Raw genomic sequence first — 15,968 nt, forward strand, 5'->3', positions numbered from 1 at the left:
CGGGACCGAGGACGGGCCCCGGGACTCAGACCTTGTCGTAGGTCCCGGACTGCCACAGGGCGCCGCCCTTGCCGGGGCCGCCGTCCGCCTTGTAGACGACGAAGTTGCCGTCGTCCTGGAGCAGGGCGTAGGCGCCGGGGTTGCCGGCGGTGCCCGAGCGCCAGACGACCTTGTACGGGCTGAACCAGTCGCGCAGCAGCATCTCGCCGTCGGGCTCCATGCGCAGCTCGATCGAGTAGAAGCCGGACCCGTACGTGCCGCTGTTCCAGATCGCCTGTCCGTCGCGCTTGCGGTAGATGACGAGGTTGTTGTCGTTCTGGACGACCATCCACACGGTCGCGGACTGCGACCAGTCACCGCTGTACTGGTAGCGGTACTGGTGCGTGGCGTCCTCCGCGCACAGCTTGGTGGTCTTCTCGCTCCGCAGCGCCCGCCAGTGCAGGCCCATGAACGCCTCGTCCTTGCGGCCGATCACCCGGAAGTCGCCGTCCGCCTCCAGGTACGCCCGGGGGTTGGTGTCGGTCCGGTCGCCGTAGCTGGCGGTGTGCCAGATGCCGCCGCCGGTCTGGGCGCTGCCGCCCTGCTTGTAGACGACGAAGTTGCCGTCCTCCTGCATGGTGGCGTACGCACCGGGGTTGCCGTAGGTGCCGGTGTTCCACAGCGGCAGCTTGGGACCGCCCGGGTAGCCGAGGGCGTACAGGACGAGGTTGCCGTCCCCCTGCATGACCAGCTCGGTGTGCCCGGTCGGGTTGGTCAACTTCTCCCCGGGAGCGAGCCGCTGTCCCACCTTCAGGACCGTCTCACGGGTGTCGTACGGCTCGTCGCACTCGGGCGCCCCGGAAGGCGCGGCCGGCGCGGCGCTCGCCGCGGCGGGCACCAGGCCGGTCAGGGCCGAGGCGGCGAGCAGGGATATGAACGCGCTGCGGAGCAGGCGTGCGGGCATGGGTGTGTCCCCCGTGGTGGTGGTGTGCGTGTCGGTGTCGGTGTCGGTGTCGACGCCGATGTCGATCGGTGCCGGCCGCGGTCGTACGGCCGTTCCCGGTCAGAGCTTGTTGTAGGTGGCGGTGTTCCAGAGGGCGCCGCCCTTGCCGGGGCCGCCGTCCTTCTTGTAGACGACGAAGTTGCCGTCGTCCTGGAGGATGGCGAAGGCGCCGGTGTTGCCAGCGGTGCCGGTGTGCCAGCGGACCGTCTGGTTCGGGCCGCTCTCGTGCAGGGTCAGGTCGCCGCCGGCGAGCATCTCCAGCACCAGGCCGTTGCGGTTGCCGTAGGTGCCGCTGTTCCAGATGGCCTTGCCGTCGCTCTTGCGGTACATGACCAGGTTGTTGTCCTTCTGGAGCTGCAGCCAGACGGTGGCGGACTGGGCCCACGTTCCGCGGGTCCAGGAGCCGTCGGTCGAGCACAGCCGGTAGCGGTACTCGCTGGTGTCGGTGGACCAGTACCAGTCCTCGCTGCGGCCGCTCACGCTGAACTCGCCGTTGTCCCGGATCGAGGCGTGGACGTACGCGTTGTCGCGGTTGCCGTAGGTGGCGGTGTGCCAGATGCCGCCGCCGGTCTGGGGGCCGCCGCCCTGCTGGTAGATGACGAAGTTGCCGTCCTCCTGCATGAGGGCGTACGCACCCGGGTTGCCGTAGGTGCCGCTGTGCCACAGCGGGAGCTTGGGACCGCCCGGGTTGCCGAGTGCGTAGACGACGAGGTTGCCGTCGGCCTGCATGACCAGCTCGACCTTGCCGGGCGTGGGCACCAGGCTCGCGCCGGACTCCAGGGCCCGGCCGGGCCGCAGGTCCGAGCTGTAGCCGTTCTCGCCGGTCGGCCGGCACGTGGTGGGGTCGGCGGCCGCGGCCGTCGCCGCCGGGACCACGGCGGTCACGGCGGTGGCGGCGAGCAGGGACACGAGTGCTCTGCGGAGCAGGTGGTGACGCATGGTGGGAATCCCCCGTGGTGGTGCGGTCAGATCTTGTCGTAGGTGGCGGTGTTCCAGAGGGCTCCGCCCTTGCCGGGGCCGCCGTCCTTCTTGTAGACGACGAAGTTGCCGTCGTCCTGGAGCAGCGCCCAGGCGCCGGCGTTGCCGTGGGTGTACGTGCGCCAGCGGACCTTGCCGTTGTTGTCGCCGGTGTACTCGGTGATCGTCATGTCGCCGGGGTAGAGGGAGGACATCTGGAGGCTCACGGCGGGGCCGCCGTAGGTGCCGCTGTTCCAGATGGCCTTGCCGTCGCTCTTGCGGTACATGACCAGGTTGTTGTCCCTCTGGAGGACCAGCCAGACGGTGGCGGACTGGGCCCAGTTGCCCCGCCACCAGGGCTGCGAGGCGTCCACGTACTGGGTGCAGAGGTAGGGCTGGCGCTCCGCGCTGCCGGTGGTCCACCGCTGGGCGACGCCGCTGGCGCGGCCGAACACCGAGAACTCGCCGCCCAGCAGAGTGGCGCTGATGGAGCCGGACTGTGTGCCGTAGGTCGCCGTGTGCCAGAGGCCGCCGCCGGTCTGCGGGCCGCCGCCTTGGCGGTAGACGACGAAGTTGCCGTCCTCCTGGAAGGTGGCGTACGCACCCGGGTTGCCGTAGGTGCCGCTGTACCAGAGAGGGAGGTTATAGCCACCGGGGTTGCCGAGGGCGTACAGGACGAGGTTGCCGTCGGCCTGCATGACCAGCTCGGTCCGGCTCACCTTGTCCACCAGGCGGTTGCTCGCCTCCAGACGCTGCCCGGGGTAGATCTGCGCGGTCACGCCGCTCATCGGGCCGCGGCAGTCGGTCGGCGCGGCGGCGGCCCGGGTGGCCGTCGCCGGGATCAGGGCCGCCGCGGTGGCGGTGGCGGCGAGCAGGGTGACGAGTGCTCTGCGGAGCGTGCCGGCACGCATGATCGGATTCCCCCCATGGAATGTGTGCCCCGGTCGGCCGGCGCGGGCCGGTCGTGTCGGGTTTCTTTCTACACCGCCGCACTGTCATTCGATCAACCGACTATTGCGTGCCCGAGCAGCGCCGAGGGGCGCGGCCCTGGTGGGTCGCGCCCCTCGGGCGGTGGTCCGGTCCTACAGGAACGAGTTGATCTCGATCGTCTCGGTGCGGCCGGGGCCGACGCCGATCGCGGAGATCGGGGCGCCCGACATCTCCTCCAGGGCCTTCACGTACGCCTGGGCGTTCTTCGGGAGCTCGCCGAAGGTCTGCGCCTTGGTGATGTCCTCCGACCAGCCGGGCAGGTACTCGTAGATCGGCTTCGCGTGGTGGAAGTCGGTCTGCGAGTACGGCAGCTCCTCGACGCGCTTGCCGTCGATCTCGTACGCGACGCAGACCGGGATCTGCTCCCAGCCGGTCAGCACGTCCAGCTTGGTGAGGAAGAAGTCGGTCAGACCGTTCACGCGGGTGGCGTAGCGGGCGATGACCGCGTCGAACCAGCCGCAGCGGCGGTCGCGGCCGGTGGTCACGCCGCGCTCGCCGCCGATGCGGCGCAGGTCCTCGCCGTCCTGGTCGAACAGCTCGGTCGGGAACGGGCCGGCGCCGACGCGGGTGGTGTACGCCTTCAGGATGCCGATGACCCGGGTGATCTTCGTCGGGCCCACGCCGGTGCCGGTGCAGGCGCCGCCGGCGGTCGGGTTCGAGGAGGTGACGAACGGGTACGTGCCGTGGTCGACGTCGAGGAGGGTGCCCTGGCCGCCCTCGAAGAGGACCACCTTGTCCTCGTCCAGCGCGTTGTTCAGGATCAGCGTGGTGTCGGCGACGTACGGCTTGATCCGCTCCGCGTACTGGAGCATCTCCTCCACGATCGCGGAAGCCTCGATCGCGCGGCGGTTGTAGAGCTTGGCGAGCAGCTGGTTCTTGTTCTCCAGCGCCGCCTCCACCTTCTGGGTGAGGATCGACTCGTCGTACAGGTCCTGCACGCGGATGCCGACGCGGTTGATCTTGTCCGCGTAGGTCGGGCCGATGCCGCGGCCGGTGGTACCGATCTTGCGCTTGCCGAGGAACCGCTCGCCGACCTTGTCGAGGGTGACGTTGTACGGCGTGATCAGGTGGGCGTTACCGCTGATCAGCAGCTTGGAGGTGTCGATGCCGCGGTCGTTCAGGCCCTGCAGCTCGGACAGCAGCACGGCCGGGTCGACGACGACGCCGTTGCCGATCACCGGGGTGCAGCCGGGGGACAGGATGCCGGACGGGAGGAGGTGGAGGGCGTACTTCTGGTCGCCTACGACGACCGTGTGGCCGGCGTTGTTGCCGCCCTGGTAGCGGACCACGTAGTCGACGGAGCCACCGAGGAGGTCGGTGGCCTTCCCCTTGCCCTCGTCTCCCCACTGGGCTCCGAGCAGCACAAGAGCGGGCACAGGCGTACACCTCTTCCGGATGGGGCATGTCCAAGGTCAGGGGGCGTACGACGATGTACACCGCAGGCTGAGCCGTCGGACCGGTACCCCGGAATAGACGAAGCCCCTGGCGCAATAGCGCAAGGGGCTCTTGCACAAAGATGCTACCCGAGGAAGGACCGAGGTGTCGGCTCCGGAGCCCACCATGAGCGAGGCGGGCGCGCCGGCAGGTGCCCTGCTGGTGCTCGTAGACCCGGTGGCCCGCCGGCTCGACGGCGAGTCCGTGCGGATCGCGAAGGACGTGCTGTGCGCGGGGGCGGCGGCCAAGGTCTGCCTCCCCGAGAGCCCCGAGGAGTTCGAGCGGGCACTCGCCCGCCGGGGTCATCGCCGGCCCGTGGTGGTGGGGGACGACCGGGCGCTGGTCCGGGCCGTGTCGCTGCTGCACCGCTCGCGGGAGCTGGCCGCGTCGGTGGTCTCGCTGATCCCGGTGGGGCCGGCCGGTGCGCTGGTCGTGGCGCGTTCGCTCGGGGTGCCGACCGGGGCGGTGGCGGCGGCGCGGGCCGTGCTGGGCGGGGTGGCGCAGCGGCACGACCTGCTGGTGGACGACAGCGACGGGGTGGTGCTCGGGGGTCTGCGGATCCCGCCGCTGGGGTCGCCGCCGGCGACGCCGAAGGCCGTCGGCACGCCGACGGTGTGGAGCGCGTGCCGGTCGCTGGCCCGGACCCTGGTCCGGCCGCCGGTCGCGGGGCACGGCGCCGCGACGGCGTACCGGCTGCGGGTGGAGGCGGACGGGGTGCTGCTGGCCGACGTCGACCAGCCGGTGCACGACGTGTCGGTCGCGGCGCGGGACGGGCTGGTGGAGGTGGTCGTCCGCGGGGGCTTCAGCGGGCCGCCGCGGCTGGCCCGGGTGCGGTCGGTGACCGTGACCGGCCCGGACTTCCGCTACCGGGCCGACCACACCATCTCCGGCCCGGTCCGGCGGCGCACGTGGACCCTGCGGGCGGGGGCGTGGGGTCTGACGGTGCCGCGCTGAGGGCGCGCGGTGCCGTGTCGGGCCGGGCCGCTGCGCGGGGCCGGGGAGCGCGGTGCCGTGTCGGGCCGGGCCGCTGCGCGGGGCCGGGGCCGGGGCGCGGTGCCGGGTCGGGCCGGGCCGCTGCGCGGGGCCGGGCTACGTCGGCAGGTCGAGCTGGGCGCGGTGGGCGCGCCAGCGGTCCATCATGCCCAGCACCTCCTGCTGGAGGAACGCGAAGAAGGCGGCCGTCTCCGCCACCCGGGCGCCGGCCGGGGTGTCGGGGCCGAGACTCGCCGCGCCCTCGCGGAGGGTCTTCTCGAACAGGGACAGGGCCTGGTCGCGGCGGGTGAACGTCTCGTACCAGAGCTCGTTGTGCAGCACGTACCGGTCCCGGCGCGAGCCGGGCTCCCGCTCCCGGCTGACCATGCTGACCTGGGTCAGGTAGCTGACCGCGCCCGACACCGCGGCCGGGCTGATCTGCAGCGTCTCGCCGAGCTCCGCCGAGGTCATGGCCGCGCCGTCGCTGGCCAGCAGCGCCGCGAACACCCGCGCGGCCATCCGCTGCATGCCCGCATCCGTGAGCTGCGCCGCGAACCGCTCCACGAAGCGGCCGACGGCTTCCTCGTCCCTGGTCATGTCCGGCTCCTCCTGATCCACCACCCGAACTTTACGTGATTTCCTAGCTTCACAAATTTGTGAAAGTAGCGTACGTTCAGAATCATGACGAAGGCAATCAGCGTCGCCGGACTCCACAAGGCGTTCGGCCGCACCCGCGCCCTGGACGGCCTCGACCTCTCGGTCACCACCGGCGAGGTCCACGGCTTCCTCGGCCCCAACGGGGCCGGCAAGTCCACCACCATCCGGGTCCTGCTGGGCCTGCTGCGCGCCGACTCCGGCACCGCCCGGCTCCTCGGCGGCGACCCCTGGGCCGAGGCCGTCGACCTGCACCGCCGCGTCGCCTACGTCCCCGGTGACGTCACCCTCTGGCCGAACCTCTCCGGCGGTGAGGTCATCGACCTCTACGGTCGGCTCCGCGGCGGCTCCCTCGACCGGAACCGGCGCGCCGCGCTGGTCGAACGCTTCGAGCTCGACCCCACCAAGAAGGGCCGCACCTACTCCAAGGGCAACCGGCAGAAGGTCGCCCTGGTCGCCGCCTTCGCCTCCGACGCCGAACTGCTGGTCCTCGACGAGCCGACGTCCGGCCTCGACCCGCTGATGGAGGAGGTCTTCCGTGGCTGCGTGACCGAGGCGCGCGACGCCGGCCGCACGGTCCTGCTCAGCTCGCACATCCTCAGCGAGGTCGAGGCCCTGTGCGACCGGGTCAGCATCGTCCGCGCGGGCCGGACCGTGGAGAGCGGCACCCTCGCCGAGCTGCGCCACCTCACCCGCACCTCGATCAGCGCCGAGCTGGCCGGCCCGCCGAACGGCCTGGCCGAGCTGCCCGGGGTCCACGACGTCCGGGTCCACGGCGCCACGATCCGCCTCCAGGCCGACACCGACAAGCTGGACGCCGTCCTGCGCTCCCTGACCAGCTCGGGCGTACGGTCGCTCACCTCGACCCCGCCCACCCTCGAAGAGCTGTTCCTGCGCCACTACACCCTCACCACCACGGGCGGGGTGGACGCACGATGACGCGGCACCTCGCAGGCACCGCCACCCTGCTCCGGCTGGCCCTGCGCCGCGACCGGGTGATGATGCCGGTCTGGGTCCTGGCGACCACGGCGCTCGTGGTGAGCATGCCCCGCTCCCTGGGCAGCGTGTACGCGACCGCCGCCGAGCGGGCCGCGACCGCCGCCTCGATGAACGCCAACAGCTCGATGCGCTCCCTGTACGGGCCCGTCCTCGACGACTCCCTCGGCGGCCTGACCGCCTGGCGCGCGGGCGTCTTCGCCGCGGTCCTGGCCGCGATCATGAGCGTGACCGTGGTCGTCCGGCACACCCGCGAGGAGGAGGAGAGCGGCCGTCAGGAACTGCTGTCCGCCGCCGTGGTCGGGCGCCGGGCCCCGCTGACCGCGGCCCTGCTGGCCGCCCTCGTCGCCAATGCCTCGATCGGTCTGCTGATCACCGCCGGGCTGGCCGGGCAGGGCGCGTCGGGCGCCCTCGCCCTCGGGCTCGCCGTGGCCGGGGCGGGCATGGTCTTCGCCGCCGCGGCGGCCGTCGCCGCCCAGCTCACCGAGAGCGCCCGGGCCGCCAAGGGCCTCGCCGCGGCCGTCCTGGGGGCCGCCTTCGTCCTCAGGTCGGCCGGTGACTCCGCCGCCGCGCGGGGGGACTCGCCGCTGGTGTGGGTCTCGCCGCTGGGCTGGGTGGAACACGTACGGGCCTTCGCCGGCGAACGCTGGTGGGTGCTCGGCCTGTTCGCCGCCTCCGTGGCCGCGCAGGCCGGCCTCGGCTACGCGCTGGCCGGGCGGCGCGACGTCGGCATGAGCTTCCTGGCCACCCGGCCGGGGCCTGCCGAGGGGCGGCTCGGGGGCACCGCGGCGCTGGCCTGGCGGCTCCAGCGGGGCGGCCTGCTCGGCTGGAGCGCCGGCTTCCTGGTGGCCGGGGTGGTCTTCGGCGGGATGGCCGAGGGCGCCGCCGACCTCGTCGGCGACAACGCCCGGACCCGCGAGATCATCCAGCGGATGGGGGGCCAGGGCGCCCTCACCGACGCCTTCCTCGCGGCCATGGCCGGGATGCTGGGGCTGGTCGCGGCCCTGTTCATCGTCTCCTCGGTGCTGCGACTGTCCGCCGAGGAGAACGGCCGGCGCGCCGAACCGCTCCTGGCGCACCCCGTCGGCCGACTGCGCTGGGCCGGCGGGCACCTGGCCATCGCCTTCGGCGGCTCCGCGCTGATCCTGGCCCTCGGCGGGCTCGGCCTGGGCCTCGGCCACGCCGGGGGCGCCGCCGACACGGCGGGCGTGCTCGGCGCGTGCCTGGCGCAGCTGCCCGCCGTGTGGACGATCGGCGCCGTCGCGGTCCTGCTGTACGGCGCCGTGCCCCGGCTGGCCCCGGCCGCGTGGGCGGTGGCGGGGACCGCCCTGGCCCTGGGCTGGGTCGGCCCCGCCCTGAACCTGCCCCAGGCCGCCCTGGACCTCTCCCCCTTCGCCCACCTGCCCAAGCTGCCGGGCGCGGCGGACCCGGCCTGGACCCCGCTGGTCCTGCTGACGGCCCTGGCCGCCGCCCTCGCCACGACCGGCCTGACCGCCCTCCGCCGCCGCGACCTGACGACCTGACGACACCTGACGACCTGACGACACCTGACGACCTGACGACGCCTGACGACCTGACGACGCCTGACGACCTGGCCTCAGAACTCGACCAGCAGCTCCCGCAGGCCCCGGATCACATAGCCCTCCCGCCACTGCGGCTCGCGCACGAGCCGCAGTGGCGGCACCGTGTCCGCCAGCAGCGCCCCGAACGAGGCGGTCAGCTCCACCTTGGCCAGCGGCGCGCCCAGGCAGTAGTGGATGCCCGCGCCGAAGGCCAGGTGCGGATTGTCCGCCCGCGCCAGGTCGAGGGTGTCGGGCCGGGCGAACCGGGCGGGGTCCCGGTTCGCCGAGCCGAACAGCAGCGCCACCTCGGCCCCGCGCGGGATCACCGTCCCGCCGACCTCGATCTCGTCGAGCACCCAGCGTTCGAACATCTGCAGCGGAGTGTCGTAGCGCAGAAGTTCGTCCACAGCTGTGGACAACAGTCCGCGGTCGGCGCGCAGGGCGGCCAGCTCCGCCGGATGCCGGAACAGCGTCCACCACCCGTTGGCCGTGGTGTTCACCGTGGCCTCGTGACCGGCGTTGAGCAGCAGCACACAGGTGGAGATCATCTCCTGCTCGCTCAGCCTGCCGTCCTCGTCGTGCGCGGCGATCAACGCCGAGACCAAATCCTCACCCGGCTTCCCCCGCCGCTCGGCGATCAGCTCCCGCAGGTACGCGCTGAACTCCAGCGAGGCCCGCACCGCCCGCTGCGCGGTCTCCTCGGACGGATGGAGCTCGTACATCCCGCAGATGTCCGCCGACCAGGGCCGCAGCAGCCCCCGGTCCGCCTCCGGGATGCCCAGCAGCTCGGCGATCACGGCGACGGGCAGCGGCTCGGCGACCGCGGTGAGCAGGTCACCGCCCCCCTCGGCCACGAACGCGGCCACCAGCTCCTCGGCCATCCGCACCACGGTCGGCGCCAGCTGCTCCACCGTGCGCGGGGTGAAGGCCTTGGACACCAGCCGCCGCACCCGGGCGTGCGCGGGATCCTCCAGGTCGAGCATGCCCTGGTCGTTGAGGGTGTGGAACGGCTCGTGCTCGGGCGGCGGAGCGGTCCGCCCGAACTCCTCGTGGCTGAACCGGTGCAGATACGTCCGCCCCAGCCGCCGGTCCCGCAGCAGGGCGCTCACATCGGCGTGGTGCGGGATCAGCCACTGCCCGGTCGGCTCGTAGCGCAGGGCCCGGCCCCGGTCCCGCAGGGCGGCGTAGGCGGGGTACGGATCGGCGACGAACGAGGGGTTCCACGGGTCGAAGTCCATGTCCATCCCCGGACCTTAGCCCCGGTACGGCCCCGACGGCCCGGGCCTGCGCCGTGCCGGCCGGCCGCGCCCTACGAGGGGACGACCAGCCGGGTCTCGTACGCGTAGACCGCGGCCTGAGTGCGGTCGCGCAGGCCCAGCTTCACCAGGATCCTGCTGACGTGCGTCTTGACCGTGGACTCCGCGACGACGAGCCGGTCGGCCATCTCCGCATTGGACAGACCCTGAGCGATCAGCACCAGCACCTCCGTCTCCCGCTCCGTGAGTTCGCCCGCGGACGCCGGATCGCCCACCCGCGGCGGCTCCGACAGCCGGGAGAACTCCACGATCAGCCGCTTGGTCACCGACGGCGCCAGCAGCGCCTCCCCGGACGCCACCACCCGCACCCCGTCCGCGAGCTGCCGGGCGGAGGCGTCCTTGAGGAGGAACCCGGAAGCTCCCGCCCGCAGCGCCTGGTACACGTACTCGTCGAGGTCGAAGGTCGTCAGGACCAGCACCTTCGCGTCCGCGTCCGCCGCCACGATCTCCCGCGTGGCCTCCAGGCCGTTGAGGACCGGCATCCGGATGTCCATCAGCACCACGTCCGGCCGCAGCGCCGCCACCTGGTCGACTGCCTCGCGCCCGTCGACCGCTTCGCCCACCACCTCGATGTCGGACTGCGCGTTCAGCAGGACCGAGAAGCCCTCCCTCACCATCATCTGGTCGTCCACGATCAGGACCTTGATCGTCATGCGGCGTCCTCCGTGGCCCGCCGCACGGGTATGAACACCGCCACCTCGTACCCCCCTGCCGCCGTCTTCCCGACCGTCATCTCCCCCTCCAGCATCGCCACCCGCTCCCGTATGCCCGTGATCCCGTGCCCCGCGCCCGGCACCGGACGGACGTCCCCGGTCGGGGCGTCATTGACCACCCGCACCCCCAGCCCGCTCAGCACGTACGACACCTCCACCACGGCCCTGGCCCCCGGCGCGTGCCGCAATGTGTTGCTGAGGGCCTCCTGCACGATCCGGTACGCCGACAGCTCCACCCCCTGCGGCAGCTCCCGCACCGTCCCCGTCACCGTCTTCTCCACGCTCAGCCCCGCCTCCCGCACATTGGCCAGCAGCCCGTCCAGCTCGGCCAGGGTCGGCTGCGGGGCGTCCGGCGCCTCGTAGTCCGCGGACCGTACGACCCCCAGCACCCGGCGCAGCTCGGTCAGCGCCGAGACCGCGTTCTCCCGGATGGTCGCGAACGCCGTGACCAGCTCGGGCGGCGGATTCTCCACCCGGTAGGGCGCGGCCTCCGCCTGGATCGCCACGACCGACATGTGGTGCGCCACCACGTCGTGCAGCTCCCGGGCGATGGTCGTGCGCTCCTCCAGCAGCGTCCGCCGGTCCCGCTCCACGGCCGTGACCACCTGCTGGGCCGTCACCTCCTGCGCGGCGGACGCCCGGACGTACCGCACGCTGACCACCAGCAGGGCGAGGGCCGAGGTCATGGCCATCGGAAACACGTCGGCCAGCTCGCCCCGCCCGAGGAACACGGTCAGGACGATCCCGGTGGCGCAGGTGACCAGCCACATCCACCCCGCCACCCGGGGCCCCTGCCGCATCGCTACGGCCACGAGCACGGTCAGCGTCGCGACGAAGGAACTCGCCGACCACAGCCCCATCTCGCCGCTGGGCTGGATCACGGCCAGCGCGCCCGTCATGGCCATCGCCGCCCAGAACGCCCCGACCGGCCGCACCAGGGTCATCAGCACCGGAGCCGCCGCCATCAGGCCGACGACCAGGTTTCCCGCGGGCGGCAGGAACCGGTCCTCCGGCGCCAGCGCGAGGAGCACCACGACGATCGCCATCAGGCCGACCACCGCGTGCGGGAGCCGCGCCGCCTCCTGCCGCAGCCGGCCCGGCAGGCGCCGGACGAACCGGCCGTCCGTGCCCGCCGGGGGCAGCGGGCGGTAGGCGAACGCATCGGTGAGGAGGTCCCGGCGCAGGGACGCGAACAGCCCTGACGCCAGCTGGATTTCAGGTGTCCGGGAGCCCGCCCCGGTCGTCGTCTCGTTCACATCCAGAACCGTAGGCCGCCGCCCCCGTGGTCCGCGTCGCCACTGATACGGATTTCCCCGCCTCCCTCTCAGGTACTACAAGGCCTGCTCAGTAGCCCGTCGGGCGGACCAGACCCGTCTCGTACGCGAACACCGCGGCCTGGGTGCGGTCGCGCAGCTTCAGCTTCACCAGGATCCGGCTCACGTGCGTCTTCACCGTCTGCTCGGCGACCAGCAGGTGCCGGGCGATCTCCGCGTTGGACAGCCCCTGGGCGATCAGCGCCAGCACCTCCGTCTCCCGCTCGGTCAGCTCGCCGAGGCGCTCCTTCGACGGCCCGCGGGGAGCGCCCAGCCGGGAGAACTCGGTGATCAGCCGCTTGGTGATGTTCGGTGCGAGGAGCGCCTCGCCGGCCGCGATCACCCGTACCGCCTCGGCGAGCTGGTCGGCGGAGGCGTCCTTGAGCAGGAAGCCGGAAGCCCCCGCGCGCAGCGCCTCGTACACGTACTCGTCGAGGTCGAAGGTGGTCAGCACCAGCACCTTGACGGTCGCCTCCGGCGCGCCCGTGATCCGGGCGGTGGCCTCGATCCCGCCCATGCCGGGCATCCGGATGTCCATCAGGACGACGTCCGGGGAGAGCGCGGCGACCTTGGCGACGGCGTCGGCGCCGTCCACGGCCTGGCCCACCACCTCGATGTCGGGCTGGGCGTTGAGCAGCACGGTGAACCCCTGCCGGACCATCATCTGGTCGTCGGCGATCATCACCCTGATCGGCGTGGTCATGCGGTTCCTCCGGTCGTGTCGGCGGGGCGGTCGGCAGGGTCCATCGGGAGGACCGCGGTCACCTCGTACCCGCCGCCGGGGCGGGGGCCGGCGACCAGCTCGCCCCCCAGCATGCCCGCCCGCTCGCGCATCCCGAGCAGCCCGTGCCCGGCGCCCGCAGAAGCCTGCACGGGCCGGGTCGGCCGGCTGTTGGCGATGCACAGGTGCAGGTCGCGCGGCCCGTAGACCACGCCGACCTCCACCCGGGAACCGGGTGCGTGGCGCAGGCAGTTGCTCAGCGCCTCCTGGACGATGCGGTAGGCGGTGAGCTCGACCCCGGGGGTCAGGGGCCGGCTGGTCCCGGCCCGCTCGGTGGTGACCTCCAGGCCGGCGCCGCGCACGTTGTCCACGAGGGCGTCGAGGTCGGCGAGGGTGGGCTGGGGGTGGTGCGGGTTCGCCGGGTCGTCGGCCTGCTCGGAACGCAGCACGCCCAGCACCCGGCGCAGCTCCGTCAGCGCCTCCAGGGCGTTCTGCCGGATGCCCGCCAGGTTCTCCTTGAGCTCCTCGGACGGGTTCTCCACCAGGTGGGGGGCGACCTGCGCCTGGATGGAGATCACCGACATGTGGTGCGCGACCACGTCGTGGAGCTCGCGGGCGATCCGGCTGCGTTCCTCCAGCAGCGTGCGCCGCGCCCGCTCGGCCTCCGTCAGCGTCTCCTGCTCCTGCAACTGGCCGCGGGCCAGCCGGACCGCGCGCAGCGCGTAGCCGAGGAGGCCGGCGACGCCGAAGAGGAGCAGCACCTCGGTGAAGGTGGCGGCGGTGCCCGCCGGCGGCCGGAAGACGGTGGAGGCGATCCCGGTGAGCGCCACCACGACGGCGACCACTTCCACCGTCACGCGGGGCGGCACGCGCAGCGACACCAGCAGCACGACCAGCGCGAACGCCGGGAGCCCGCCGGGCAGCCACGGCCAGGTCTGACCGCCCGTGACGTGGGGGCGGGTCACCACGGCGATCCAGACGGTGGTGCCCGTCGCCAGCCAGAAGCCGCCCATCGGGCGGAACATCGTGACCACGACGGACAGCCCGGTGAGCAGCCCCAGCGCCAGCGGGACCCCGCCGCGCAGGTCGTAGTGTTCGCTCAGCTGCTGGGTGACGAGGAACGTGAAGAAGATCGCGCCGTAGCCGACGAGGCAGTGCGGCAGGTACGCCAGCCAGCGGGGCCTGCGCATGCGGGGGAGCGGGTCGGGCTCCACGATGAGCAGGTCGTGCGCCACCGTCCGCACGACCCGGCGCAGTCGGGACGGCCGTCGGACCGGGGCTTCGCTCTGGGTGCTCACGCCGTCCAGCCTAGGCACGGGTGATCTCCGTGACTGGGGGGCGGTGCGACGGGTGCTGTGCTGGGTGCTCCGTCGCCGCGGCCGGCTTGCCGGGTTTGCCGACTGCCGTCTCGCGGGGTTCGGGCGCCGCTGCCTTGCCGGGCACGGGTGCTGCCTGTTTCGCGGGGGTGCGGCGGGGGTGTTCGTAGGTGCGGAAGGCGGTCCAGCAGATCAGCAGCGCTGCGGCGAACACCGGTAGCCACAGCAGGCGGGCCGGTATCCAGGTCCAGGAGTCCGGGACGGTGTGCAGGCTGGGCAGGGCGGTGCCGGCCAGCAGGCCGCACGCGGTGACGGCCATCATCGCGGTCTGGTGCCACAGGAAGACGGTCATCGCCGACCCGTTCACCAGTGCGACCTTCGCCCAGGCCCGTGGCCGGCGCATCCGGCGGGCGAGCGGCTCGCGCACCAGCAGCGCCAGCCCGCACTGGGCCAGGCCGAACGTGACGGCGGCGAGCGTGGGCGGGTTGAGGTTCGATATCGACGCACCCGGCACCCCGACCATCGACGCCGGATAGCCGCCCCACAGGATCAGCGCCGCCGCGGCGGCGGAGCCGCCGGCCAGCAGGACCACCGGCGCGCGGCGGGGCAGCACCCGGCGGGACCATGCGGCGCCCAGCGTGTACGGCACCAGCCAGCCCGCCGCCACGTCGATCCAGCCGAGCCACTGCGGCGCACCCAGGCCGAACCGCGCCAGGTCCACCGCCGCGACCACGGCCAGCGGCCACAGCGGATGCAGCCGGGCCACCAGTGGGGTGGCGGCGGTCAGTCCGGCGAAGACCAGCAGGAACCACAGGGGCGACAGGACCAGGGTCAGCAGGGAGCGGACGGTGTCCAGAGCCACTCCGCCGAGCAGCATCGCGGCCGAGGCCACCGCCCACAGGGCGAGGACCGCCGCCACCGGCCGGAACAGCCGGTGCAGGCGCCGGGTGATCCACGCCCGGTACGTGACCCCGCGGGCCCGGGCCGCTGCATGGCTGCCGGCGCCGACGTATCCGCCGACGAGGAAGAAGACGGCCAGGGTCTGGAACACCCAGGACACGGGGGCCAGCCACGGCAGGTGCACCAACGGGCTGGTGGTGCTCAGCCCGCCGTCGGTCGTGGTCAGCGCGGTGACCAGCCAGTGGCCGAGGACCACGCCGAGGATGGCCAGGGCACGCAGGGTGTCGGCGGCCCGGTCCCGGCCCGCCGGGGTCGCGGCGTCGACCCGGTCGGCGAGGCGGGACCAGCGGGTGAGGAGCTCACGCATGGCGGGCCTCCTGCGGGGTGGTGCCTGTGGTGCCGGTCGCGCTGCCCGGGGTGGCGGGTGCCGGGGACCCCAGGACGATGCGGGCGAGGCTGTCCAGGGATTCCGAGCCGGGCTCGAGGTAGTCGCTGTGGCCGGCCGTGCCCGCGGCGAAGGGGAGGGCGCCGAAGGCCGGGGCAACCGGGTCGGCGCCGAACCCCAGTCCGCCGAGGCGGACATGGGGCACCCCGGATATCCAGTCGCCGCTGCCGCGCCCGGCCCACACCCGGGCGTCGGTGGGCAGGTCGGCCGCCTTGCCGGCGCCCGTGCCCGGGCTGCCGAACAGGGCGATGTCCGTGACCGCCGGCCCGGTGGGGGTGCGGGCACAGACGACGGAACCGTAGGAGTGGCACAGCAACGCGAGCCGGGCCCCGGGCCCGGCCAGGGCCGCTGTCTCCCGCAGGAACGGGGCGAGTGCGCGGGCGGCGTCGTCGGCCCGCCCCGTGGTGGCGACGGCCGGGCTGACCGTGCCGGGGGTGTCGTACCCGAGCCAGGCCACGACGGCGGAGCGCGGGTGCTCCCGCTCCAGGCGCTGCTGGAGGGCGACCGCCCCGGCACGGAACCGCTGGTAGGTGTCCAGCGTGGTGTCCGACCCCGGGACCAGGACGGCGACCCGGTCGGCGGTCGTCAGCGAGCCGAACACCTCCACGGCCCGGCCCGTGCCCCGGCCGTCGAAGGCGAGGAACTGCGGGGCCGCCCCGCAGTTCCTCGCCTTCGACGGCCGGGGCACGGGCCGGGC

The 15,968-nt window shown here is 73.2% G+C and carries 15 protein-coding genes; 3 read left to right on the forward strand and 12 right to left on the reverse strand.

The window, feature by feature from the left end; all coding sequences use genetic code 11:
• Positions 1–25: 25 nt before the first annotated feature.
• The 4 genes from EF918_RS02545 to EF918_RS02560 form a co-directional block, all read right to left on the reverse strand.
• Positions 26–943, reverse strand: a complete 918-nt coding sequence (locus EF918_RS02545) for a hypothetical protein (protein WP_125639853.1) — start codon at positions 941–943, stop codon at positions 26–28.
• A gap of 99 nt (positions 944–1,042) precedes the next feature.
• Positions 1,043–1,921 carry a hypothetical protein gene (locus EF918_RS02550; RefSeq protein ID WP_125639856.1) on the reverse strand — a complete coding sequence of 293 codons (879 nt, stop codon included), beginning with the start codon at positions 1,919–1,921 and terminating at the stop codon, positions 1,043–1,045.
• A 26-nt stretch (positions 1,922–1,947) separates the two neighbouring features.
• On the reverse strand, positions 1,948–2,850 hold the full coding sequence (locus EF918_RS02555; RefSeq protein WP_125639859.1) for a hypothetical protein: 903 nt from the start codon (positions 2,848–2,850) through the stop codon (positions 1,948–1,950).
• A gap of 171 nt (positions 2,851–3,021) precedes the next feature.
• Positions 3,022–4,305 carry an adenylosuccinate synthase gene (locus EF918_RS02560; protein WP_125639862.1) on the reverse strand — a complete coding sequence of 428 codons (1,284 nt, stop codon included), beginning with the start codon at positions 4,303–4,305 and terminating at the stop codon, positions 3,022–3,024.
• A 184-nt stretch (positions 4,306–4,489) separates the two neighbouring features.
• On the opposite strand from EF918_RS02560, the gene EF918_RS02565 reads away from it, so the two are divergent.
• On the forward strand, positions 4,490–5,317 hold the full coding sequence (locus EF918_RS02565; protein ID WP_125639899.1) for a diacylglycerol kinase: 828 nt from the start codon (positions 4,490–4,492) through the stop codon (positions 5,315–5,317).
• A gap of 135 nt (positions 5,318–5,452) precedes the next feature.
• On the opposite strand, the gene EF918_RS02570 is transcribed toward EF918_RS02565, so the two are convergent.
• Positions 5,453–5,932, reverse strand: a complete 480-nt coding sequence (locus EF918_RS02570) for a GbsR/MarR family transcriptional regulator (RefSeq protein ID WP_125639866.1) — start codon at positions 5,930–5,932, stop codon at positions 5,453–5,455.
• 84 nt (positions 5,933–6,016) lie between these two features.
• Between EF918_RS02570 and EF918_RS02575 the strand changes: the two genes are divergently transcribed.
• Together EF918_RS02575 and EF918_RS37635 are read left to right on the forward strand one after the other, a co-directional pair.
• Positions 6,017–6,928, forward strand: coding sequence for an ABC transporter ATP-binding protein (locus tag EF918_RS02575; protein ID WP_125639870.1), 912 nt, complete (start codon positions 6,017–6,019; stop codon positions 6,926–6,928).
• Complete coding sequence (locus tag EF918_RS37635) at positions 6,925–8,508, forward strand: ABC transporter permease (protein ID WP_221889682.1); 1,584 nt, start codon at positions 6,925–6,927, stop codon at positions 8,506–8,508. The genes EF918_RS02575 and EF918_RS37635 overlap by 4 nt, the downstream gene beginning before the upstream one ends.
• A gap of 74 nt (positions 8,509–8,582) precedes the next feature.
• On the opposite strand, the gene EF918_RS02585 is transcribed toward EF918_RS37635, so the two are convergent.
• The 7 genes from EF918_RS02585 to EF918_RS02615 form a co-directional block, all read right to left on the reverse strand.
• On the reverse strand, positions 8,583–9,791 hold the full coding sequence (locus EF918_RS02585; RefSeq protein WP_125639874.1) for a cytochrome P450: 1,209 nt from the start codon (positions 9,789–9,791) through the stop codon (positions 8,583–8,585).
• Positions 9,792–9,856: 65 nt separating this feature from the next.
• Positions 9,857–10,516 (reverse strand): response regulator transcription factor, encoded by a 660-nt coding sequence (locus EF918_RS02590; protein ID WP_125639877.1) that lies wholly within the window; start codon positions 10,514–10,516, stop codon positions 9,857–9,859.
• Positions 10,513–11,832 (reverse strand): histidine kinase, encoded by a 1,320-nt coding sequence (locus EF918_RS02595; protein ID WP_260609718.1) that lies wholly within the window; start codon positions 11,830–11,832, stop codon positions 10,513–10,515. Before EF918_RS02595 ends, EF918_RS02590 begins: the two co-directional genes overlap by 4 nt.
• A gap of 88 nt (positions 11,833–11,920) precedes the next feature.
• Positions 11,921–12,592 carry a response regulator transcription factor gene (locus EF918_RS02600; RefSeq protein ID WP_125639884.1) on the reverse strand — a complete coding sequence of 224 codons (672 nt, stop codon included), beginning with the start codon at positions 12,590–12,592 and terminating at the stop codon, positions 11,921–11,923.
• Positions 12,589–13,908: a sensor histidine kinase gene (locus EF918_RS02605; protein WP_260609719.1), complete on the reverse strand. Its 1,320-nt coding sequence runs from the start codon at positions 13,906–13,908 to the stop codon at positions 12,589–12,591. Before EF918_RS02605 ends, EF918_RS02600 begins: the two co-directional genes overlap by 4 nt.
• 10 nt (positions 13,909–13,918) lie before the next feature.
• Positions 13,919–15,193: an acyltransferase gene (locus EF918_RS02610; protein ID WP_260609720.1), complete on the reverse strand. Its 1,275-nt coding sequence runs from the start codon at positions 15,191–15,193 to the stop codon at positions 13,919–13,921.
• A partial coding sequence (locus EF918_RS02615) for an alpha/beta hydrolase (RefSeq protein ID WP_125639887.1) occupies positions 15,186–15,968 on the reverse strand: 783 nt, incomplete at its 5' end. The genes EF918_RS02615 and EF918_RS02610, both read right to left, overlap by 8 nt.

It is taken from the genome of Streptomyces sp. WAC06614 (assembly GCF_003949795.1).
Lineage (GTDB): Bacteria > Actinomycetota > Actinomycetes > Streptomycetales > Streptomycetaceae > Streptomyces.

What these genes read in the sequence shown, in the direction of transcription:
- EF918_RS02585 (WP_125639874.1), bottom strand. Translation starts at nt 9,791, where the DNA reads ATGGACATGGACTTCGACCCGTGGAACCCCTCGTTCGTCGCCGATCCG.
- EF918_RS02600 (WP_125639884.1), bottom strand. Translation starts at nt 12,592, where the DNA reads ATGACCACGCCGATCAGGGTGATGATCGCCGACGACCAGATGATGGTC.
- EF918_RS02565 (WP_125639899.1), top strand. Translation starts at nt 4,490, where the DNA reads ATGAGCGAGGCGGGCGCGCCGGCAGGTGCCCTGCTGGTGCTCGTAGAC.
- EF918_RS37635 (WP_221889682.1), top strand. Translation starts at nt 6,925, where the DNA reads ATGACGCGGCACCTCGCAGGCACCGCCACCCTGCTCCGGCTGGCCCTG.
- EF918_RS02575 (WP_125639870.1), top strand. Translation starts at nt 6,017, where the DNA reads ATGACGAAGGCAATCAGCGTCGCCGGACTCCACAAGGCGTTCGGCCGC.
- EF918_RS02545 (WP_125639853.1), bottom strand. Translation starts at nt 943, where the DNA reads ATGCCCGCACGCCTGCTCCGCAGCGCGTTCATATCCCTGCTCGCCGCC.
- EF918_RS02570 (WP_125639866.1), bottom strand. Translation starts at nt 5,932, where the DNA reads ATGACCAGGGACGAGGAAGCCGTCGGCCGCTTCGTGGAGCGGTTCGCG.
- EF918_RS02555 (WP_125639859.1), bottom strand. Translation starts at nt 2,850, where the DNA reads ATGCGTGCCGGCACGCTCCGCAGAGCACTCGTCACCCTGCTCGCCGCC.
- EF918_RS02550 (WP_125639856.1), bottom strand. Translation starts at nt 1,921, where the DNA reads ATGCGTCACCACCTGCTCCGCAGAGCACTCGTGTCCCTGCTCGCCGCC.
- EF918_RS02590 (WP_125639877.1), bottom strand. Translation starts at nt 10,516, where the DNA reads ATGACGATCAAGGTCCTGATCGTGGACGACCAGATGATGGTGAGGGAG.
- EF918_RS02610 (WP_260609720.1), bottom strand. Translation starts at nt 15,193, where the DNA reads ATGCGTGAGCTCCTCACCCGCTGGTCCCGCCTCGCCGACCGGGTCGAC.